Origin of the sequence: Aporhodopirellula aestuarii (assembly GCF_023701485.1) — a bacterium.
Taxonomy (GTDB): Bacteria; Planctomycetota; Planctomycetia; order Pirellulales; family Pirellulaceae; genus Rhodopirellula; species Rhodopirellula aestuarii.
The window spans coordinates 70,041-90,429 of the sequence record NZ_JAMQBK010000031.1 but is presented as its reverse complement, the minus strand read 5'-3'; the positions used below and the strand labels follow the sequence as shown (position 1 = coordinate 90,429).

Sequence of the window (20,389 nt, the reverse complement as noted above, 5' to 3'; positions counted from 1 at the left end):
GTCCCTTTACCTAATCCACCGAGCAGCCGCAAATCCCCGAGCCCGCATGGCGTGAAAGTATAGTTGCCTGCTGAAAATTCAACAGCCGGGCAACATGGCTAGGCAAATCGTCCCTTGCGTGACAACTGCAAAATCACCCCTTGCCCCTCCAGATGGGAGAGATCGGTGTCGTCGCCAACCTCTCCCTCACTGCCTTCAGCGGCCGCAGCAGTCGCCACCTCGGCGACTTCTTCGCTTGGCAGACCGAGCGGGTAGCTCGCGATGACACGCAGGTCAAAGTTCTTCAGCACCCCGTAGTGTCTCGCTTCGGCCCGCTCTTCGACCCATCGCGGCCCTTTGACCAGCAGTAGGCGGTCAAAACTGCCCCAGTGCGGCTCCACCCATCGGCAAAATTTCATCAGGCTTCCGACAGCCCGGCTGACGATGGTGGTGAAGCGAAAATCTTCCAGTAAATCTTCGCCACGCGAAGAATAGACGGGGACGCTCAGGTTGAGTTCGGTGACCAGTTCGTCGAGAACTTTGGCGCGTTTGCCCACTGACTCCGCCAGCGACACCTCCACATCCGGGCGAAGAATCGCCAGCGGGATGCCAGGGACGCCGTTGCCGCTGCCCAGATCGAGGACGGCCTCATCGGGCTGGATCAGGTGTGCCAGTTGCAGGCAATCCCGCAAATCGCGGCCCACGTAGAGGTCCCAGGTCGTATGCCGGGTGAGATTCAGCTGTTCGTTGAACCGCCACATCAACTCCGCATACCGTTTCAGCGAATCTGCGAGGGGCCCGTCAAGCTGCATCCCGTATCGCAGGAGCGCGGACTCGAAAGTGTCTTCGAGGTCATTCATTTCGGTTGGATCAGTCATTCTCGAAGGTGATACCAAGGCGTGCGGTAGTGGAAAAGGTGCCGATGTGTGCGAGCCTGCTAATTTAACAGGCGATCGCGAAATCGCCGCTATCAAACTTGCCAACTCGCCAAACGCCCCGAGGATAGCGTGTTCAGTGGCCCTGTATCGGGGGCGCAGCGGCCCTGAAAAGCGAACCCCGCGTTGCGAGGACCGGTCTGTTGCTCGCTGGCAGCCCGTTACAACCGTTTTTTTTGTTTTTCAGTCGCTATTTTGGTTCAATTCCGTCTTGTTCCCAACCGGCGGATCGGTACACTCTGCCTTCCCTGGTCGGCAACAGCGGCCAACGTAGCTCAGTTGGCAGAGCAGCTGATTTGTAATCAGCCGGTCGTGGGTTCGAATCCCTCCGTTGGCTCTTAGAACATTGCAAACATCATTCAAGATGTTTCTGGCGGGTGCCGACCGAAGACAATTTGGATGAGATTTAGACGGACATTTAACAGACACACAGAGTTCTTTATGATGCACGCGGCGGCAGATGGCATTGACCTGGTCGCCACGAAATAACTAACGAATCGATTTTTTGGGGGTTTGCCCGAGTGGTTAAAGGGGGCGGACTGTAAATCCGCTGGCTATGCCTACACAGGTTCGAATCCTGTAGCCCCCATTGCAGAAACGACTAGCAGTCCGCTAGCTGCAATTCGCTCAAGCAAACGGCCAGGACCCCTGCCCCTTTGAAGTAGGCGATTTGCTTTTAGCCGACAGCGAAGCGTTTTCCTGCGGGTGTAGCTCAATGGTAGAGCAGCAGCCTTCCAAGCTGAATACGAGGGTTCGATTCCCTTCACCCGCTTTAAAGAAGCTACTAGCGATCCGCTTTTGGCGATTAGCCGTTCACCGCGACGCCTCGGCGTCCTGTCCGACCTAACCGCGAAAGCCAATCGCTAGCAGCTTTTTTTGCTGCTGTAGCTCAGGGGTAGAGCGCCTCCTTGGTAAGGATGAGGTCATGGGTTCAAATCCCATCAGCAGCTTTCGGGACGTCCGGCAGATTGGCTTTTTTAGCGTGCAAAACACGTGGCCGGTCTTTTCAGATACGGGACGTCCAAACATTTCCGTTTCGTTTCGATTTTTATAGATCGAATGCGATCGGCACGGCCGAGTCGTCAGCGGTCCACCGTGGGTGTGAACACGGTCGCGGGCGAGGAGGGCTTTCGCAGAGCGTATCTCAGCGGGAGTAGTGGTGCAGATCGCGATTGTAGGTGAATCAGCATGGCTAAGGACAAATTTGAACGGACCAAGCCCCACGTTAACGTTGGGACGATTGGCCACATTGACCACGGTAAAACGACCACGACAGGTGCTATCCTCGCCGTTCAAGCGGCTAAGGGCTTAGCTAAGGCGAAGGGTTACTCCGATATCGCTAAGGGCGGTACGGTTCGTGACGCGACGAAGACGGTGACGATCGCAGTTGCCCACGTGGAGTATGAAACGGAAAGCCGGCACTACGCCCACATCGATTGCCCAGGTCACGCTGACTTCGTGAAGAACATGATCACGGGTGCCGCCCAAATGGACGGTGCAATCCTCGTCGTGTCGGCTGCCGACGGCCCAATGCCGCAAACCAAAGAGCACGTGCTGTTGGCTCGCCAGGTTGGTGTGCCTTACATCGTCGTGTATCTGAACAAGTGCGACCTCGTCGACGACGAAGAGTTGCTCGAATTGGTCGAACTCGAAGTTCGCGAATTGCTCAGCAAGTACGACTTTCCTGGCGATGACGTTCCTGTCATCAAGGGCAGTTCGTTGCCTGCGTACAACAACCCATCCGACCCAGAAGCCAGCAAGGGCATCTCGGAACTGATGGACGCGTTGGACGAGTACATTCCTGAACCAACCCGCGAAGACGACAAGCCATTCTTGATGGCAATCGAAGACGTGTTCTCGATCGAAGGTCGTGGTACCGTTGCTACGGGCCGTATCGAACGCGGTGTTGTCAAGGTTGGCGAAGAAGTCGAAATCGTCGGTCTCGCCGAAACGCCAGTCAAAACGACTTGCACCGGTGTCGAAATGTTCCGCAAGGAAATGACCGAAGGTCGTGCTGGCGATAACGTCGGTTGCTTGCTCCGTGGTGTCAAACGTGAAGACATCCAACGCGGTCAGTGCTTGGCCAAACCAAAGAGCATCAACCCGCACACCAAGTTCGAAGCTGAAGTTTACTGCCTCAGCAAAGACGAAGGTGGCCGTCACACCCCGTTCTTCAGCGGATATCGTCCTCAGTTCTACTTCCGCACGACCGACGTGACCGGAACCGCAAACTTGGTCGATGCCGACATGTGCATGCCTGGCGATAACGTCAAAGTTACCGTTGAATTGCACAAGCCGATCGCAATGGACGATGGTGTTCGTTTCGCTATCCGCGAAGGTGGACGTACCGTCGGTTCGGGCGTTGTGACCAAGATCATCGAATAGAATGGCCTCGGCTGGCTTTTAGCATTTAGCTTTCAGCCTCCATTCGTTAGAATCTGCCTGAAAAGCCTTGGATCGCGATTTGATCGCAATCCAGGGCTTCGGCAATTCGTTAACATGTCGTTCAGAGAATCTAGCCTGGATAGGTTGCCACTGGCATCGTATTCGACCGGTTTCTCACAGGGGCGTAGCTCAATTGGCAGAGCACTGGTTTCCAAAACCAGCGGTTGTGAGTTCGACTCTCGCCGCCCCTGCTTTGAATCAAATATCCGGACCGAGCCCGCAGTGACGGAGTAGGTCATTGCAATTCCGTTCGCAGGACGCCAACGGGACGAGTTTTCATATCCTGCCGAAATGATTGGCCGGGAAGGACCTAAGGGATGTCAAAAGATCTAACTCAATCAGGCGCAGCTGGCCCACCGTTGGCGAGCGAGCTGTTCCACACAAACGTCTACAAGCCGAATCAAGGCCGTATCGTTCGGCAATTGACTGCGCTGGCGGTTTTCGTGATCGTCGCCTTGGGATGCTGGCGTTTATACACGTTCCTCCCCACCATGATGGAAAACGTGATCGTCGCCCGCAGCATCGCCGGAGTGTTGTTGGCCGCAGGGCTATGGTTCGGGTTCCGGGTCGTCAACTGGCCGCGTTTCGCGGACTTTTTGATCGCCGTCGAAGCCGAAATGAACAAGGTGACTTGGCCCAGCAAGGATGAACTAAAGCGAGCTGCGGTCGTTGTGATCTTCACCATTTTCTTCCTCGCCATCACGCTGTTTGCGTTTGACGTCGTTTGGCAGTTCATCTTTAGCACCCTCAGAGTCACTTCGTGAGCGAAAACGAAATTACCGAGAACGAAACTGCCAGCGAAGAGGAGTCCGCCGTTACGGATGAGGCTGCTGTTGAAGCTGCCTCGAGCGACGCGCCCGCTGCTCCCTCGTTGCCACCAGCCGCACCGGTTGATCCGAACGCTCCGCCCAAGCCTGAGGTGAACGACGAGTCGCCGATGGATTGGTATATCCTCAAGGTCGCGTTTAACCGCGAAGACTCCATCGCCGACGCACTGCGAAAACGCGTCAAGATGGAAGGCATGGAAGAATACTTCGGCGACATTGTGGTGCCTTCCGAAGACGTCGCCACCTTCACCCGCGACGGCAAAAGACGTGTTACCAAACGCAAATTGCTTCCCGGCTACATCATGGTCTACATGTCGATCAATGATGACACTTGGTTCTTAGTGCGGGAAACCGCCGGAATCAGTGACTTCACCGGTGCCGCGGGCAAACCCATGCCGATGGAACCGGACGACGTCGAACGGTTCATTAACCGTCCGCTTGTCGATGACGAAGACGATACTCCGATCAAAACTGCGATCCCGTTCAAAGTTGGCGATCGAGTTCGAGTCAAGGAAGGCAATTTCGAGAATCAAGAAGGGGAAGTCGACGTGGTCGACGAAGCCAACGGACGTGTCACCGTTATCATCAATATTTTCGGTCGCAGCGTCCCGATGGAACTCGATCACTGGCAAGTCGAACCACTGTAGGCAACACCGGGCGAACATTCGGTCGCCCGACTGCGGTTTCGATTGTATGATCTCCGCCTCGCAATTTACTTTACCATATCCACTCACAATCCTCGATTAAGCTCATCGCTAATCGTTAACAGCTAAAAGCTTTTTCCCATGGCAAAACAAGTAACCGGCCAAGCCAAGTTTCAAGTTCCCGGTGGCCAAGCGACTCCGGCCCCTCCTGTTGGTACGTCGCTCGGTAAGTACGGCGTCAACCTGGGCCAGTTCGTTCAGCAGTTCAACGACCGGACCAAGGAGTACAACGGTACGCCTATCCCCGTGATCGTGACCGTCTACAACGATCGCAGCTTTGACTTTGTTACCAAGAGCCCACCAGCGGCTTCGATGCTCAAGATCGCCGCTGGCATCGCCAAGGGCAGTGGCGTGCCTAACAAGGACAAAGTCGGCAAAGTTACTCGCGCCCAGTGCGAAGAGATCGCGCAGAAGAAGTTCGAAGACTTGAACGCCCGCAGCATCGACCAAGCGGCGCTGATGATCGAAGGCACCGCCCGCAGCATGGGCATCGTCGTCGAAGGCTAAGGTCCTCTCGCAACGGGGTTATCCTGGAGCGACACGATGATCTAAGCGATTTCGGGAGAGCATCGGCTCTCCCTTTTTCGTGCGCTGCCGCCGTATCGAGGAAGTGGCAACATCGCGATAAGTCGGTCGTTGCTTCACCGTTCCCGCTGAGTGGGCCAGATGAAGCGCGGGAGCGTCGCCTCTCGGAAGCTACCCTGAGTCTATCCGGTTGCGAGCTGGCTAGGTGACTCTGTGTGGTGGCGAGAAATGTCGCCGGAACGCTCGATTTGGCGGGTTGCCGCCGAACGACCTTCCATCAAGCCGGTGGCGAACTACTGCGCCTTCGAACGCGTGCCGCTGCTGCTGAAGATGATCGCTTGACCGTTCAGCAGTGGGCGAGCCGCGGTTGCAAAACCTCGCTGATAGAGGTGCTCTTTGAGCTGACGCAATTCACCAAAACTATCCGGGTAAACCCAGACCGTGATCGTGGTGGAGTGCGGGTCGCGGCCGGCGAGTTCGATGTCTAAGAAACTGCGGTCTCGCAATACTTGTCCCACGGGTTGGCCGACGGATTCGTCGAGCGGCTCAAACGCGACCGCACCAAGCCGCGTGGCCATCGCCATGGCGGTCTTGCCGTTCTGTGTGATGCGACCGATTTCTCGCTCGACGACATAGTTGGCAATGTAGTCCCGAATCGGGCCGACGGTCGAAGCGTCCTTGCCGGGTTTGGGCGTCATGCGCTGCGCGTCCTCTTTGATTTCCTTCATCAACGGTTCCACGGGAACGAGCGACAATCGTCCGCCCTTCAAGCGGAAATCGATTTCGTCACCGAAAACAGTCTTCGCCATCGGCGTCGGCAGGTGCTCGACGGCAACGAGCGGAGCCTCCTCATTGGCCAACCGCTCTTTGGTCCCCGCGAGGGTTGCTATTTCAGATTCCACCTCGCGAATTTCACGTTGATACTTGGCCGCGAGGACCTTGGATTGATCGAGTTCAGACTTTTTCTCTTCCCACGCTGCTTCGGCGATACTCATCAGGTCGAGCAATCTTCCGCGAGCTTCGGAGAGTTGTTCAATTTGCTGGTTGTAGCGGCGCAGGTTCGCTTCGATCCGCATCGAGTCCCGTTGGGCCGAGGCGGCCCGCATGGCCATCTCACCGAGTTGATCGAGTTGAGCCCGTGACGCGACGGCTTCGACCGGTTGATCTGGAGTCGCATCGACCTGTGGTAGGTCGTCTTCGGCGAGTTGCATTTCCGATTCGACGTTTTCACGCATCAGCTCTGTGATCCGTTGAGTTTGCGTCCCCAGAACGACCACGAGGATGATCAGAATACCGACGAGGTTAGCCACGATATCCAAGAAGGCATCGTGACCGAGCTCAAGTGTGCTGCGGCGTCTTCCGCTCATGGTGATCTCCTAACCACATCGACGCCGCTACCTTGCATGAGCGTTTGCAATTCATGAAAGCGTTGTTCGGCGTGTGGGCCCACACTGACCTCCAGACGCGGTCTCCAGTAGCCACCCTGCATCGTCGCCCCCCATCCCATCACGCGGTCACGGATCGCCGTAGCGAGTTGCAGAGTCGGGCCATAAACGTCTTGCTGGTCAAAGGTGAAGGTTTGGACGACCTGTCCCTGTTCGATCAACTCAAAACGGTCGTGGTGACACCGCATCGAAATCGGACGCACAAATTCGGTGCCTCCCATTCCGCGAAACGCTTCCGGTAACGCCCAATCCTTACCTTCGCGGCGGACCATCTTTTGCGCGACCTGCGGTGATTGTGGCGACTGTGACGAGCTTTGTCCCGACTCCGACGACGATCCATTGGCAGACGACTCTGGCGAACCAGGTTGGCCTGGATTGCTGAGCGCCATGGCGACCCCGCTCATCTGGCTCGGGCTTTGCGACATTGCAGACTGTGACATTGCGGACGAGCTCATCTGTCCCGGTTGTGCACCAGGAGGTGGCGGTTGCGACGACGTCCCGGCCGAAGATCCGGTCCCTGCAAGATCGGATTGGCCCGGCGTACCACTGTCCGGCGTACCACTGCCCGGCGAATCCGTTCCTGAGCTTCCCGTCCCGCCTGATTCACCGCCTGGGTTGTCCGACTGCGCGGAATCTTCGAGGCCGGGAGGCGTTTTGCCTGCTAGGAAATCGTTGAGAGCTGCGGATTGCGATTTGACCGAACCGGCGGCGCCGTAGGATCCTCCATGCGAACCGGGTGGCTCGGCAAAGACATTGCCCATGGCGCTAAATTGCTGGTCGCGAGCGAGCGAAAAACCGTTGGATTGCGCCTGCCGATCCAGATCGCGGGCTGACAACGTCGGCAGCGCCCGCGCCGGCGTTCGTGACGTTCCCGCACCCCTTGGGGCTTGTCCCGTGGAGGCAAACCCCGGATTCGGAGGCTGGCCCCCGGAAGGTTGTCCGGAGCTTGTTTGTCCTGGTCCGTCTTGGCCAGCCGCGTACGATCCCGCGGCGTACGATCCCGGTTGCTGGTCAGGCGATCCCCGATAAGCGTCTGGAACGGACGAAGACCCATAGCCACTTCCGTTGCCATGACCGCCACCACCTCTTCCGGAGGCGTAGTGGAAGTTGCGTGCGGCGGCCTCGTGGATGGCGAGCTCCATGTTCCTTCGCAGCACGTTGTCGCCGCCTGGGAAAGCCAAGTCCACTTCGCTCGGCACGAGTTCGTAGCCGTACTGGTCGTCCCAATCTTTCATCAAAGCGCTCGCGACGCGGTACATGTAGATGCCATCGGGGCGAACGACTAGCAAGGGATACGGCGGGAGTTGGTCGCCGTACTGCTGCATGGCGTGCATCCGTGCGGTGCGGAGTGCGGCCCCGAGCGGATTGCTGCGTGGATTATCGGATTCAGTTGCCGCGAGGGCCTGGGCCTTGGTGATGCGTGCACCTTCGGGGAGGATTTCCAAACCATCGGCGGTGCAGAGAACATAGATCGGTCGTCGTTGGGTACCGTTCGGTCCGCGGTGTGGAACAATCACGACACGCGGCTTGCTGCCGCGTTCACTCGACTCAAGTTCATCTATCTCGGCACGCAATTTGGCGGCTTCCTCGCGCATCAACACGAGCGTTGTTTCGTCCGTCTGAGCGACCTCAACCGGATTTTCACCCTCCGTCATGGCCATTTCGACTTCGGCGTTGAGATCGGCGAGGCGTGCCTTGATCTTTCGCATATGCGACTCGATTTGCGTGATCTCGTCACGTTTTCGCTCGAGTTCCGCGGTCTGCTCATTACGAAACGAGACGAGCTGACTGACGCGGAATTGTTCCTGCGCGATCAACCGCTGCGCCGCCGATGCTGTCATCGCGGGCGGAGCGTCATCCTCGTCAGCGACCGGAGACGTGAGCGTCGCCGAGGCCACCGGCGCATTGACTTTGTCAGCCGCCGACGCGAGTTTCTCCCGACGTTCCTGCTCGACCTGCGCAACAGCAGCGTCGTTGGCTTGTTGAGCGACCAACGCCAGCAGCAAAATCAGCGTCCCGAGCGTGCAAATCAACACCGCCAGGAACGGGAAAAGCGACGGTGAAATTCCGGCGCGGCGCCGACTCATGCCGCACGTCCTAGGGAGTCACGATCGGCGGCACCATTGGCTCTCGTACCGGCATTCGAGTTGCCGGCCGCTCTGGCACCGCGGCCAGGACCTGCGGAGGTTCGCGTGGGCCGTTCTGGCGGCAGCGGCAAACGGGTCGAAAGCAGATCGACGGCCCGTGCGAGCGTCGTCATGGCTTGGGTTACCGCGGGATCGAGTGCCGGAGCGGACTTGGGTTCGCTCTTTGAATTGCGATCGGAAACGACGCGTTTCAACGCGTCTCGAAGCGAGGCATCTTGTTCGCTTTGGCGTGTCGCGAGCGTCGTCATCGCCTCGGTGTGCGTCAACAGAGTTCGGCGATGCGTTTGCACTTCCGATGCGGTTTCTTGCAACGCACCACGCCACACCGCGGTCTGTTCCCGCAATGCATTTTCGACCGAATGGGCGGCCCCATCGAGTCGGCCGATCGAGGCGTCGATGCGGTCGGCGTGATGTGTCAGGGCCGGCTTCATCGCGGACTGCAGCAATTGACGGAACTGCTCGGCGCCCTCGTTGTGCTGGCTGCGCCAAGCTTCTTGGGCTTCCTCAATCGTTTCCCGCCACAATTTCGCCTGGGTGGCCAACGATTCAGCGACCGCGGTTTCAATCCCTCGGCACAGATGCGTGATCATGGCCGTTTGGTTATCTGCCGGATTTTCGCTGGGCAATCCCAACGACACCAAATCTCGCACCCGTTCGTCGATATCGACCAGCAAGCTCTGCAACCCTCGTTCGACCGGGAACTGCAAGAAGATGGCAACAACGGAAAGCACGAGTCCCAACGCGGTGGTGTCGAACGCCACATACAAACCGCTTTTGAGCCGGTCCACCGCGGCGGTCCCGTCGGTGAAGTCGAGCCCGCCAAGAGTTTGCGTAATCCCGATCACGGTACCGAGGAACCCGAGCATTGGGATCGCCCACACGATGATCCGAATCAATCCGAGCGAATCGTGTGCGGCATCCGCGTCGCGAACCGACAACTCTCTCAGATCTTCCGGCAATTCACCCGTCGTTGTGCGATGCGATTGCCGCGTGAGGACTTCATCGAGACGTCGCACGAGGGCGCTGCTACGAGTCGCGGCGGGTAATTTGCTCAGTCCCACTCGCCACATTCGAGCCGCGTGCCCGGCATCGTTTTCGTCTCGCCAACGCTGCGCCGGCGACAGCGGTTTGTCTTCCTGAGCCGGCGGCGGCATTAAATCGGCGTCGCGGAGCAGACGCATCGAACGTTGCTGCGACGCGGTGTCGAGCGTCATGAACGCGAGAATCGAAACGGCCACGGCGAACAACATCGTCGCGGCGACGGCGACGGGGTGACCGAGAAAATATCGGTTCAGAGGTGCCCAATCGACGGCCAGCACGACTGCATAAAACGCACAGCCGCCAGCCAGCCCGATTGCCAGGGGCGTGAGCTTGGTGACCAACGCCATCGCTGGTGATTTCCGAGCCGGCGAATCCTGCATGAACATTTGATGGCTTACTGAAACGGGTTCGGGAGGTTGAGTCATGGGACTCCTTTTCCGATCGAGATGGAGGCCGCTGGGCCGAGGCGTGGTTTGTCGTATGCCCGCGCAGAGGTTCCGACGCGTACGTGAGCGACCATATCATGGAGTGCGTACGAACAACCAGATCGACCGACACAACCGTCAAACTTGACCAAATCGCTATGATTTCGGGTTTGCGACCGGGTTTCGATCCCAGGTAAAGGAGGGGCTGCAGGATGAACTGCCGCACATTTCGCGATTGCGAATCCGTTTCCAACTCTTTGGACCCCCGCTATGAATCCTTCCCTCTTTCCTTCGCGGTTCAAACGAATTGCGCCGAGCCTGCTGCCTTTGGCCCTCGGAATCCTGATCGGCGCGATCTGGGCCTCGGGGAGTTCCCCATCGGTCACGGCACAAACTCCTGGATATTCCTCGGTGCCCCAACAATTGGGGGCAGTCGCTCCCGAATTCGGGGAGGTGGCTGGGAGCCAAGTGACGGTGATCGAGTCTCGCGACGGGCGTGATGTTGCCGGTTCGGGGGATTTGATCGGATTTTCCCACGTTGACGACTCGGGAACTCAAGTAATTACGATCGTAGATGCGGAAAAACGATGGATGGCGGTGTATCATGTTGGTTCTGAAGGCAAAATCCGGCTGGTCAGCAGCCGCGAAATTGCCGCCGACTTCACCCTAGAACTGAACGTCACCCCGCCACTGGCCGATCAAATCCGTCGGATGCAAGGACTCCCGCCTCGATCGAATTAATCGATCGACGCTCGGACGTCAGACCGCATACGCGATCGATTCGAAAGAACGGCACGTAGGAAAAGGGGTGTACGAATTCGCCAATTTTCTTAACGCCCCTTTTCGAAACCTCGCGTTGCCATGGCCACTTATCTCTCGCTCGAAGAAGCCGCAAAACAGCTCGGCATTCCCACGCAGTCTCTGATCGATTTGCGTTCTCAGGGCCAAGTTCGCGGATTCCGCGACGGTTCGAGTTGGAAATTTCCGGAATCGGAAATTGCCCGCCTGCGTGAAGAACTGCCCAATTTATCTGGGTTCGGATCAGGGGTTCTCGGTGCCGACGGCCCTGGCTCAAAAGTCGGTAAGGTGATCGGCGGCGACGGCAGCGGCATCGAACTCGATGAAATCAACCTCGACGCCGATGGCAGCGGAGGCAGCAGCATCGAACTCGGAATGGAAGGTTCGAGTTCGGGCAGCGATAGCGACGTCAACTTGATCGCCGGCGACGGTTCAGGTGGCAGCGATGTCTTAATCATTCCAGGTGGCGAGGGCGGTTCGTCGATCGGTAGCGGCAGCGGCAGTGGCAGCAGCTTGCCGATCGATTTGGACGAACTCGATCTCGCCGGTTCGGCCATTTCGCACGATAGCGGCGAACTCAACTTGGCCGCCAAAGAAGCCGCCGCAGCTGGCAAGAAACCTGCTCCCACCGCCGGTTCGGCGCAAGACAGTGACGAGTTCAATCTCGGCAGTGTTCTGGATCTCGAAGGCGATGATGATTCACCGGCCCTCGAAATTGAGGGCGGCTCGTCTTCTTCAGTCGGCAAGGGCGCGGGGCCAGGCTCTGACGACATTAGCGGTGTAGATGTTGCAGCTCCGGATTCGGGCGACGTGTTGCTCGGCAGCGATTCGGATATCGACTTTGGCATGGTCGGCAATGATGAAAAAGCGAGCAGCCTCGAAATGATGGAGGACCTCGATCTTCAAGACAGCGCCAGCGGTGTCGGTGGGGTCGGCAAAGTCAGTGGTGACGTGCTCAGCGAACTCGATTTGCTCGCCGGCGATTCGGTCGGCAGCGGCTTACTCAGCGGTGATAGCGAAAACCTCTTGGGCAGCTCACTGCTCGGCGCCGACGAAGGTGGATCTTCGGGCGTTGATGACGCCTTGGCGGACGACGACGATTTGGTCATCTCCGACGACGACGACGATCTGATCGTCAGCAGTGCGGGGAGCGATATTTCTATCGCTGGTGACAGCGGTATCAATCTCATGAGCCCGTCGGACAGTGGTTTGTCGCTTGAGAGCGAGCCATTGGATCTCGCCGGCAGCAGTATCTCGGCACTCGATCTGGGTGCGGAACTGGTTGAGGGCAGTGGCAGTGGCTCAGGGTCGGGCAGCAGCGGTTACGGATCGGGGCTGATTCCCGAGGACGGCAGCGGCGCGAACCTGGACTTCCCCTCAGATGAAGAATTCCAACTCTCACCTTCCGGGATCCAGCTCGAAGCGTCCGACGAGAGCGAATCACAAGAGATCGATGTCGAGAACTCAGACTCCTTCGGCAGTGGCGGCTTTGACGAGCCGGCATTCGTCGAAGAAGCGGTGGTCCAAGACGCCGAGGTCTTCGGAGAGGAAGGCGGCGACGTTTTTGGGGGTGTCGAAGGGATCGACGAAGGCGTCGAACATGCCGAAGAGCCGTTTACCCCGGATGACAGTGCGTACGAACGACCGGCCGCAGCCGCGGTGGGTGGCGTCGCGGGATACGAAATCCCCTTCACGCTGTTGCAAACCGTTGGCTTGATGTTGATCTTGATGGTGATGAGTTTGGGCGGAATGTTGATGACCGATTTGGTCCGCAACATGTGGAGCTACACCGAACCGGCGGCCCCGGTGAGTTCGCTCACCGACATGTTGATCGACGTCGCGGGCTGGGGCAAATAGGCCGAGCCCGACGAGCTACTTTGCGAACGAGTGAAGAGCCAGCAGCAAAGTTTGGTTGCGCGGCTCCCGCGACTCGCGTCCTGTGCCGCGTTGGCGAGTGCACTCAACCCGATTTCGCGGCAAAACGTTCCTGTGCGATTCTGCCGCCGTCGCGTCTTGGTGACCAAACACGCATCTTTTCTCCCGTGGTCGGGCGATCGGATTTCGTTTCCTGCCATGTGCAAAGTCACTGAGTTATCGGCTACCATGGGATCTCTCAGCAGACGCGTTTCAAGCGATATTGCTTTACGAATCCCATTCCGGCAGACCGATTCTCATGTTAGCTGCACTCGAACCAATCCTTGGTCACGCCGCCACCTTGCATTCGACCTTCGCCGCCAGCCTCCTCGCGGAGGCTGAAACACCGTTCAGCCTTTATAGCGTTGCGATTATTGTCGGCATCCTGATCGCGTTGTCGTTTGCGGCGATCCTCGGTTTCTTCCTGATCCAGTACGGGAAACTATGGTTCCAGGCGTTCATGTCGGAAGCCGACGTGAAGCTCGCCAATCTGATCCGCATGCACTTCACCAAGGTCAATCCGAACGTGATCGTGCAGGCCAAAGTGATGGCAGCACAAGCGAAACTGAACATCAGCCGCGGTGACGGGATCAGCACCCATCGCCTGGAGGCACACTACCTCGCCGGCGGCAACGTCATGAACGTGATCCATGCGATCATCGCTGCCCACCGTGCTCGCATTCCGTTGGACTTCGATCAAGCCGCCGCGATCGACTTGGCTGGCCGCGACGTGCTCGATGCCGTCCAAACGAGTGTGTATCCCAAAGTCATTGATTGCCCCGACCCAAAACGCAGTGGCAAAACAACCCTCAGCGCCATCACAAAAAACGGTATCGAACTGCGGGTACGGGCTCGTGTAACGGTGAGAACCAACATCGAACAACTGATCGGTGGAGCGACCGAAGACACCATCATCGCCCGGGTGGGTGAAGCAATCATCAGCTCGATCGGGTCAGCCGAATCGCACTTCGACGTCCTCGAAAATCCAGACATGATCACCCGCGTCGTGCTGTCACGCGCCCTCGACGCACAAACCGCGTTCGAGATCGTATCGATTGACATCGCCGACATCGACGTCGGTGAGAACATCGGCGCCCGGTTGCAGAGTGATCAAGCGGAAGCGGACACGCGTGTCGCGAGAGCTCAAGCCGAACGTCGACGTGCCGAGGCGATCGCCGAGGAACAACAAATGAAGGCCCGCGTTTCGGAAAACCGATCGCGACTCGTTCTTGCCGAAGCGGAAGTTCCCAAAGCGATGGCCGAAGCGTTTCAAGCCGGACGCATCGGCTCGACAGATTCCAATCTCCCCATGGATCAATCGACGTGAGCGAAGCTGCCATGTCACAGGCAGATCGTTTCGAACGCCGATCGTATCGGGTTCGCTTTGAAGGCGGATGCGGGTTTGCACTGGCCGGCATTATCGATCGGCCCGTGCGTCCTGTCTCTGATAAGCCGAGCTTGGAATCCACCGCGGTCCCCGTGGTGGTCTTCAGTCATTGTTTCACCTGCAATAAAGACCTCAAAGCGATCACGCGGATTTCAAGAAGCTTGGCAGAAGCCGGCATCGCGGTTCTGAGATATGACATGACGGGCCTCGGAGGAAGCGAAGGCGACTTTGCCGACACCAATTTCTCGACCAACCTCGCCGACTTGTCGGCGGCGATCACGTTCGCAACGGAATCAATCGGTACCGTAACCGGGCTGATCGGACACAGCTTTGGCGGAGCGGCCTCGCTGGCGATAGCGGCGGGAATGCCAGGGCATGTACACAAACCGATTGCAGATTCCGTTCGCGAAAAAATCGCCGCCATCGTGAGCATCGCGGCGCCGAGCGACACCCAGCATCTTGCGGAGTTGCTCACCCGCATGAACCCAGAAATTGAACACAGCGGACGAGGCGATGTCGTCATCGGTGGCCGCACCTGGACGATACCTCGGAAAATGGTGGAGGACTTTCGGTCCCACCAACTCGCCGATCACCTGAATCGGATCCGCAGCAGAGTGTTGGCGTTCCATTCGCCGGTGGACCAAACCCTCGGCTATGATCACGCGCTGCGAATCGCGAGCCTCGTCGAAGACGAAGACGGATTACCCGGTTGCAGTTTGATCACGCTCAGCGGCGCCGACCATCTGCTCGTCAACCATCCGGGTGACGCCGAATATGTCGCCAACGTGACCGCTGATTTTTTGAAACGTTACGCGCCGCAGTAACTGTTCGGTAGCGTCGGGTAGCCGTCATAGAATCGACGGATGTAATGACGTCCTTTCCAGTGCTCCAAGTGACGTTGCCACCCCAAACGTTGGAGCAATCGGTCACTGATACGTACGTTGGTGACGTGAGCGACGATCGCGTCGGCGCGACGCAGCCGTGCGACCTCGTTGAGTATGTGGCAGGCACCGATGAAAGTTTTGTATTGCGTTTCGCTGCCGCTGCGGATGTAATCGAGGGTAATGAAGGATGGCAGACCACGCGGAATGTGATAATCCAGCAAACATTCATCACCTCGCAACCGCCCATGATTCGACTCCCACCAAATCTGAGCCACCGAAACCGGGCTGCGCAACCAATGTTGCTCAATCGCGACCAATCGGCCGGCTCGCATGATGATACGTCCACGGGTGATCGCGGCGATTGACGTTGACTGCGATTGAATGTCGGTAAATCGGTTACGGGGAAACATCACTGTCGTCGGTGGTGGGAGGTTCGCTCGATCGAGCGGGCAGTCCAAAATCCAGCGAATTCGGCTACATTTGTACGTTCAAACCTAGCACCCGGCGAGCGACAGCAACGGTCAATCGCCGATCTCATTTGATGAAAGCGTCCCTCATGGAAGAAGCCACCTCGGCAAAACCTGAATCATCCGCGCAATCAGCCAAATCTCCTGTCCGTTTCCTATGGCACCGGACGCGGAGGGCGATCACGTCCATCGCAGTGGCCTATGGGGTGCTTTGCGTCGCGATGGTCCTGCTGGAAACGCGATTGGTGTTTCCGGGGGCCTACATGGGGCCGCCATCTTCGGATAATGGGCCGCAGTTCGACCCCGACGCACCTATCACCAACATGATCACGACGTTCGCCTATCGGGCGGTCGACGAGGCTGAACTGAAAGGTCGATTACTCATCCGCTCTGACGCCGACCGTGTCATTCTGTTTTTACACGGCAACGGAATCCGCGCGATGGACATGGATGGTTGGACGCGGTTGCTGTCTGATGCGATGAACGCGAGCGTCTTCACGGCCGAGTACCGTGGGTTCCAGAACGAAGGTTTCACACCGACGGAATCGACTTGCGTATCGGACGCGTTGTCCGCAATGGATGCCCTGTCCGAGTTAACGAGGGTGCCACCCGAGCAAATTACGATCTATGGCCGGTCGCTCGGTGGGGGCATTGCCGCGGGACTCGTCGAGCTGCTGCAAGAGCGAAACACGCCGCCACACTCGTTGGTCCTCGATCGCACCTTTGATAGTACCGTTAATGTGGGGGCGGACCGGTTCACGTGGCTGCCGGTTCAGTGGTTGATGCGCAATCGATTCGACAGTTCCTCGCGACTAAGCGACTTTCAAGGCTGCGTTGTCCAGATCCACGGCACACCGGACCGGATCGTGCCGATGAAAAATGGGCGACAGTTGTTTGATTCGCTGGCAACGCGTTACAAAGCCTGGGTCGAAGTTCCAGGCTTGTATCACAACGATCCGATATCAAAACAGCCCCTCGAGCGGGCACTCGAGGAGCTTAGAAAGCTTGAAGGTCTCAGACAGCTTGAGAACCAATCGGCACTATCCGGTCCGTTATGACGCGTACTGCTTGAGTGATGGATCTCGCACCGGTTGATCCGAAATGATTCGGTCGGCGAGCACATCGTTATTTTCCATCACGTCCATGTCGGCGGTGATTCGGTACATCCCGATCAAGCAGGCGACCGAAACGAACAACGCACACCCCGTCCAAATCGGATGGTACTGCGGAGCCTGACTGACGGCATCGACCGAAATCAAGTTTTGCATCCCCGGCAGTTGCAATTCAGCAATCCGTCCGAGCGAAACTGACAGGGCGTTGTTGCCAAAGTGAATCAGAATCCCCGGCAGAACACTCCCGGTGCGGAGGGCAACCCAGCCGAGCAGGATTCCCATGAAGGTCGCCGAGATCGACTGTTGCAGAACACCGTGTGAAATTCCAAACATGAACGCGGTAACCAGAACGGCACGCACGGGGCTGTTGTTCCGCACCAATCCCCCGAAGATGAATCCGCGAAAGGCGAGTTCTTCACAGATCGCAGGCACAACCGCCATCAAGAGGATCACGGACAACCATGGGGCAGATGAGATGTGTTCGCCGAATGGCCGCATCGCCTCGAGTGCCTGAGGGCTCAGCGGATACATCTGACCGATCAATCCGGCGAGTTGCATGTACAGCGGATGCAGCATCACGGCTAAAACAGCGACGAGTGACCAGATCCGCCAATTGACCGTATTCAAACGAAGGCTCGTTCGCAGCGACGTGGTCATCATCGTTGCCATGAGCAGGGTCGGGGCCAGGATCAAGCCGAACTGTGGCAAGAAGATCAATTTGGCGATGCCGCCAAACGTATCTGGCATTTCCGTCACGGCGAGCTTGCCGAAGAATAACGCCACCAGAATAACGGCACCACAACCAAACGCAATTGTCGGTGTCGCGGCTCGTTGCCGGTCACGCCACAAGTGTCGCATCCAGGCACCAAGTTCCCACTGGTCACCGTCGCCGAAGAGCACCGATTCAGACTCGAACTGTCGCTTCGCCCAACGTGTTGCGAGGCTCAGGCACACCGACGTCACCACCGCCACCATCGGCAGGTAGGTGAGTGCCTCCATGTGTTGGCCTTCGACCAAACTACGAACCAATAAAAACATGCCTGTCACCGGGATCAGGCTGGTGCCGAGATTCAAGGTCGTGCCCGGTAACATCGGCAAAAGCACCAGTGGCAGGGTGACCATCATCAGTGGCATCAGATAATACTGGCCCTCTTTACTGCTACGTGCCATGGCGGCAACAGCGAGTGCCAATGCGCTAAACAGAGCCGACAGTGGAATAAGCGCGACCAGCAGCCACAGCATCGGGATCAGTGGTGGTGCGCCCATCGACGAACCAGCCGGCCCGACACCAATTTGATTGAATACGAATGAACTGGTGACAAGCATCGACGAGGCATTCAGTAACGCCGTCATCATGCTGAACGTCATAACTGCACCGAGTTTGCCCCACACGATTTCGCTACGCAGCGCGGGGCTGCACAATAACGTTTCGAGCGTACCGCGTTCCTTCTCTCCAGCGACCAGGTCAATCGCGGGATAAAACGCACCCGTCATTGCCCACACGAGCATGATAAACGGCAGCAGCTTGCTCCAGAACGCCGCTTCGCGGGTTCGTTCGGGGGCGATGTCACAATCGTTAATCTTGAAGGGATCCAGCACCGACAATTCGACACCCGCATCGGACAACCGAGTTCGAACCCAGCTACCGCGCCAGCGATTTAAGATCGAGACCATGCGGTCTTTCGCAATCATCGATTGATCCGACGCGACGTTGTAATACAACCCCACGGATGCACCAGCGGCGTCGGTTTCCTGGTTGTCCTGCATGATCACCGGGCCGTTAACGCCGAGTGGTTGCCGAACGCAAACGACGCAGTCGAATACCTGGTCACGCACCCAATCTTGAGCACGTTCTTCCAAGTCACCCGAACGCGACAATTCGGCCGCCGAATAAGCGTAAACGTCAATGTTCGAATCGGAATCCCATAGTGTTTTCGAGAACCGAACAGGTGTCGATTCACTCACGCCAAGAGGTTGCAACCGAGACGGGCTCGCTTCCTCTTCGTCCTCTACGGTGACCAACAGCGGCGAAACAAAGGTGTTTGTTTCCGCATGCTCCGCGTCGTCGGTGACATGCTCGACACCGATTACGCAGACCGAAATCGTGTGTTGGCGGGTGAACTGAGCGATCTGCAATAACAGCATGCCGACCAACGGATAGAGCAGCATCGGCAGGACTGCGATCGTGAACAGAGTCCGGCGATCGCGCAGTTGATCACGCATCTCACGCGTGTACATCAAACGGATTGCACTGAACCGGGGACGCCCGGCACGCATCGCGGCTTTTCGTTTTTCCTTGGACGACAGGCTCATCTTGCCACCTCCATTTCCTTCGCGTCGATCGTGTGCGTGGCGTCCTCATGTGAACTGAGCAACGAGAAGAACAACTCCTCGAAATCAGTTTCTTGGTGCCGTCCGGTCAATTCATCGAGCGTTCCCGAATCGAGAATACGCCCCTTGTGCATGATCGCGATGCGATCACACAGTCGTTCGACCTCGCTCATGATGTGGGTCGAAAAAATCAGGCATTTGCCGGCTTCGCGGAGTTCACGGATAACCGCGAGCAGGTTGCGGGCGACCAAGACGTCTAACCCCAACGTGGCTTCATCAAAGATCAGCACCGGGGGGTCATGGACCAACGCACGGGCGATCGAAACCTTCTGACGCATGCCGGTCGACATCTTGCCGCCTGGGACATCACGAAACTCGTTCATTCGCAATTGATCGAAGAGTTTTTCCAAGCGCTGGTATAGCGAGTCATTGGTCATCCCGTGGAGTTGACCGAAGTACTCGACCATTTCCCACGCCGTCATGCGGTCATAGATCGCCGTGTTGTTGCTGACGAAACCGATGCGACGCCGGACTTCGGCGGGCTCGTGCGCGACGTCGTAACCGTCAATGGTCGCGATTCCGGAGGTGGGACGCAGTACGGTGGACAGGATACGCAAGACGGTCGTTTTGCCCGCTCCGTTGGCCCCGAGCAGGCCGAAGATCTCCCCCGGCCGGACAGTAAAACTGACTTGATCGACAGCTCGGAATCGGCCTCGACGGAGGTCTTCGTAGGTTTTCGTAAGATGTTGAACTTGAATCATATGAGCCGGCAGTACTAGCGAAGCGGCGGACTGGTGCGAGTGCATAACGAGAGTCGCTCTGAGCAACCGTAAGCCGAAAAAACAGATCGTGAACAAATTGTTGCATCGACAATGAGGCTCCCGCGAGATGATCCTGCGCCGCGATCGGGTTGTAGGAATTACGACGGATAGGAGCGATCAGACTACGTGCCGCTTTTCTCAAAATACTGCTATACTCACGGGCCCACCTCTCGCATCTCCATACCCACCCATACGGCCCTCG

16 protein-coding genes and 5 tRNA genes are annotated in these 20,389 nt (G+C 57.7%); 14 read left to right on the top strand and 7 right to left on the bottom strand.

Annotated features, from left to right (window positions below; translation table 11 throughout):
• Positions 1-98: 98 nt before the first annotated feature.
• Positions 99-857, bottom strand: coding sequence for a 16S rRNA (guanine(527)-N(7))-methyltransferase RsmG (gene rsmG, locus NB063_RS12090; protein WP_250928981.1), 759 nt, complete (start codon positions 855-857; stop codon positions 99-101).
• Positions 858-1,178: 321 nt separating this feature from the next.
• Here rsmG and NB063_RS12085 point away from each other — a divergent pair.
• From NB063_RS12085 to rplK, 9 genes are all read left to right on the top strand, one after another.
• Positions 1,179-1,251, top strand: a tRNA-Thr gene (locus tag NB063_RS12085).
• A gap of 170 nt (positions 1,252-1,421) precedes the next feature.
• Positions 1,422-1,503 (top strand) — tRNA-Tyr (locus NB063_RS12080).
• A 112-nt stretch (positions 1,504-1,615) separates the two neighbouring features.
• Positions 1,616-1,686 (top strand) — tRNA-Gly (locus tag NB063_RS12075).
• A 106-nt stretch (positions 1,687-1,792) separates the two neighbouring features.
• A tRNA-Thr gene (locus NB063_RS12070) sits at positions 1,793-1,864 on the top strand.
• A 238-nt stretch (positions 1,865-2,102) separates the two neighbouring features.
• The gene (tuf, locus tag NB063_RS12065) at positions 2,103-3,299 is read left to right on the top strand and encodes an elongation factor Tu (protein WP_250928980.1); all 1,197 of its coding nucleotides are present in this window, start codon (positions 2,103-2,105) and stop codon (positions 3,297-3,299) included.
• 178 nt (positions 3,300-3,477) lie between these two features.
• A tRNA-Trp gene (locus NB063_RS12060) sits at positions 3,478-3,550 on the top strand.
• 126 nt (positions 3,551-3,676) lie between these two features.
• Positions 3,677-4,123, top strand: a complete 447-nt coding sequence (secE, locus tag NB063_RS12055) for a preprotein translocase subunit SecE (protein WP_250928979.1) — start codon at positions 3,677-3,679, stop codon at positions 4,121-4,123.
• Complete coding sequence (gene nusG, locus NB063_RS12050) at positions 4,120-4,833, top strand: transcription termination/antitermination protein NusG (RefSeq protein WP_250928978.1); 714 nt, start codon at positions 4,120-4,122, stop codon at positions 4,831-4,833. Before secE ends, nusG begins: the two co-directional genes overlap by 4 nt.
• Before the next feature lie 138 nt (positions 4,834-4,971).
• Positions 4,972-5,397, top strand: coding sequence for a 50S ribosomal protein L11 (gene rplK / locus NB063_RS12045; protein WP_250928977.1), 426 nt, complete (start codon positions 4,972-4,974; stop codon positions 5,395-5,397).
• 311 nt (positions 5,398-5,708) lie between these two features.
• On the opposite strand, the gene NB063_RS12040 is transcribed toward rplK, so the two are convergent.
• Genes NB063_RS12040 through NB063_RS12030 form a run of 3 tightly spaced genes read right to left on the bottom strand, consistent with a single transcriptional unit; the run spans position 5,709 to position 10,473 of the window.
• Complete coding sequence (locus NB063_RS12040; RefSeq protein WP_250928976.1) at positions 5,709-6,782, bottom strand: hypothetical protein; 1,074 nt, start codon at positions 6,780-6,782, stop codon at positions 5,709-5,711.
• Complete coding sequence (locus tag NB063_RS12035) at positions 6,779-8,947, bottom strand: hypothetical protein (protein WP_250928975.1); 2,169 nt, start codon at positions 8,945-8,947, stop codon at positions 6,779-6,781. Before NB063_RS12035 ends, NB063_RS12040 begins: the two co-directional genes overlap by 4 nt.
• Positions 8,944-10,473, bottom strand: coding sequence for a MotA/TolQ/ExbB proton channel family protein (locus NB063_RS12030; RefSeq protein WP_250928974.1), 1,530 nt, complete (start codon positions 10,471-10,473; stop codon positions 8,944-8,946). Before NB063_RS12030 ends, NB063_RS12035 begins: the two co-directional genes overlap by 4 nt.
• 270 nt (positions 10,474-10,743) lie before the next feature.
• On the opposite strand from NB063_RS12030, the gene NB063_RS12025 reads away from it, so the two are divergent.
• The 4 genes from NB063_RS12025 (at position 10,744) to NB063_RS12010 (ending at position 15,396) form a co-directional block, all read left to right on the top strand.
• Positions 10,744-11,214 (top strand): hypothetical protein, encoded by a 471-nt coding sequence (locus tag NB063_RS12025; RefSeq protein WP_250928973.1) that lies wholly within the window; start codon positions 10,744-10,746, stop codon positions 11,212-11,214.
• A 120-nt stretch (positions 11,215-11,334) separates the two neighbouring features.
• Entirely contained in the window at positions 11,335-13,128 is a 1,794-nt protein-coding gene (locus NB063_RS12020; RefSeq protein ID WP_250928972.1) for a helix-turn-helix domain-containing protein, read from the top strand.
• A gap of 316 nt (positions 13,129-13,444) precedes the next feature.
• On the top strand, positions 13,445-14,512 hold the full coding sequence (gene floA / locus NB063_RS12015) for a flotillin-like protein FloA (protein WP_250928971.1): 1,068 nt from the start codon (positions 13,445-13,447) through the stop codon (positions 14,510-14,512).
• Positions 14,509-15,396, top strand: a complete 888-nt coding sequence (locus tag NB063_RS12010) for an alpha/beta hydrolase family protein (protein WP_250928970.1) — start codon at positions 14,509-14,511, stop codon at positions 15,394-15,396. The genes floA and NB063_RS12010 overlap by 4 nt, the downstream gene beginning before the upstream one ends.
• Here the strand turns inward: NB063_RS12010 and NB063_RS12005 are convergent.
• Positions 15,381-15,866, bottom strand: coding sequence for a hypothetical protein (locus NB063_RS12005; protein WP_250928969.1), 486 nt, complete (start codon positions 15,864-15,866; stop codon positions 15,381-15,383). The two genes, NB063_RS12010 and NB063_RS12005, sit on opposite strands and share 16 nt — an antisense overlap.
• A 131-nt stretch (positions 15,867-15,997) precedes the next feature.
• On the opposite strand from NB063_RS12005, the gene NB063_RS12000 reads away from it, so the two are divergent.
• Positions 15,998-16,981, top strand: coding sequence for an alpha/beta hydrolase (locus tag NB063_RS12000; RefSeq protein WP_250928968.1), 984 nt, complete (start codon positions 15,998-16,000; stop codon positions 16,979-16,981).
• Here the strand turns inward: NB063_RS12000 and NB063_RS11995 are convergent.
• Both NB063_RS11995 and NB063_RS11990 read right to left on the bottom strand, forming a co-directional pair.
• Positions 16,976-19,348, bottom strand: a complete 2,373-nt coding sequence (locus NB063_RS11995; protein ID WP_250928967.1) for an ABC transporter permease subunit/CPBP intramembrane protease — start codon at positions 19,346-19,348, stop codon at positions 16,976-16,978. The two genes, NB063_RS12000 and NB063_RS11995, sit on opposite strands and share 6 nt — an antisense overlap.
• Positions 19,345-20,127 carry an ATP-binding cassette domain-containing protein gene (locus NB063_RS11990; protein ID WP_250929144.1) on the bottom strand — a complete coding sequence of 261 codons (783 nt, stop codon included), beginning with the start codon at positions 20,125-20,127 and terminating at the stop codon, positions 19,345-19,347. Before NB063_RS11990 ends, NB063_RS11995 begins: the two co-directional genes overlap by 4 nt.
• Between the last annotated feature and the right edge of the window lie 262 nt (positions 20,128-20,389).

Bases quoted from the DNA above. Each gene is read 5' to 3' on its own strand.
- rsmG (WP_250928981.1), bottom strand. From the start codon at position 857: ATGACTGATCCAACCGAAATGAATGACCTCGAAGACACTTTCGAGTCC.
- tuf (WP_250928980.1), top strand. From the start codon at position 2,103: ATGGCTAAGGACAAATTTGAACGGACCAAGCCCCACGTTAACGTTGGG.
- secE (WP_250928979.1), top strand. From the start codon at position 3,677: ATGTCAAAAGATCTAACTCAATCAGGCGCAGCTGGCCCACCGTTGGCG.
- rplK (WP_250928977.1), top strand. From the start codon at position 4,972: ATGGCAAAACAAGTAACCGGCCAAGCCAAGTTTCAAGTTCCCGGTGGC.
- NB063_RS12040 (WP_250928976.1), bottom strand. From the start codon at position 6,782: ATGAGCGGAAGACGCCGCAGCACACTTGAGCTCGGTCACGATGCCTTC.
- NB063_RS12035 (WP_250928975.1), bottom strand. From the start codon at position 8,947: ATGAGTCGGCGCCGCGCCGGAATTTCACCGTCGCTTTTCCCGTTCCTG.
- NB063_RS12030 (WP_250928974.1), bottom strand. From the start codon at position 10,473: ATGACTCAACCTCCCGAACCCGTTTCAGTAAGCCATCAAATGTTCATG.
- NB063_RS12025 (WP_250928973.1), top strand. From the start codon at position 10,744: ATGAATCCTTCCCTCTTTCCTTCGCGGTTCAAACGAATTGCGCCGAGC.
- NB063_RS12020 (WP_250928972.1), top strand. From the start codon at position 11,335: ATGGCCACTTATCTCTCGCTCGAAGAAGCCGCAAAACAGCTCGGCATT.
- floA (WP_250928971.1), top strand. From the start codon at position 13,445: ATGTTAGCTGCACTCGAACCAATCCTTGGTCACGCCGCCACCTTGCAT.
- NB063_RS12005 (WP_250928969.1), bottom strand. From the start codon at position 15,866: ATGTTTCCCCGTAACCGATTTACCGACATTCAATCGCAGTCAACGTCA.
- NB063_RS12000 (WP_250928968.1), top strand. From the start codon at position 15,998: ATGAAAGCGTCCCTCATGGAAGAAGCCACCTCGGCAAAACCTGAATCA.
- NB063_RS11995 (WP_250928967.1), bottom strand. From the start codon at position 19,348: ATGAGCCTGTCGTCCAAGGAAAAACGAAAAGCCGCGATGCGTGCCGGG.
- NB063_RS11990 (WP_250929144.1), bottom strand. From the start codon at position 20,127: ATGATTCAAGTTCAACATCTTACGAAAACCTACGAAGACCTCCGTCGA.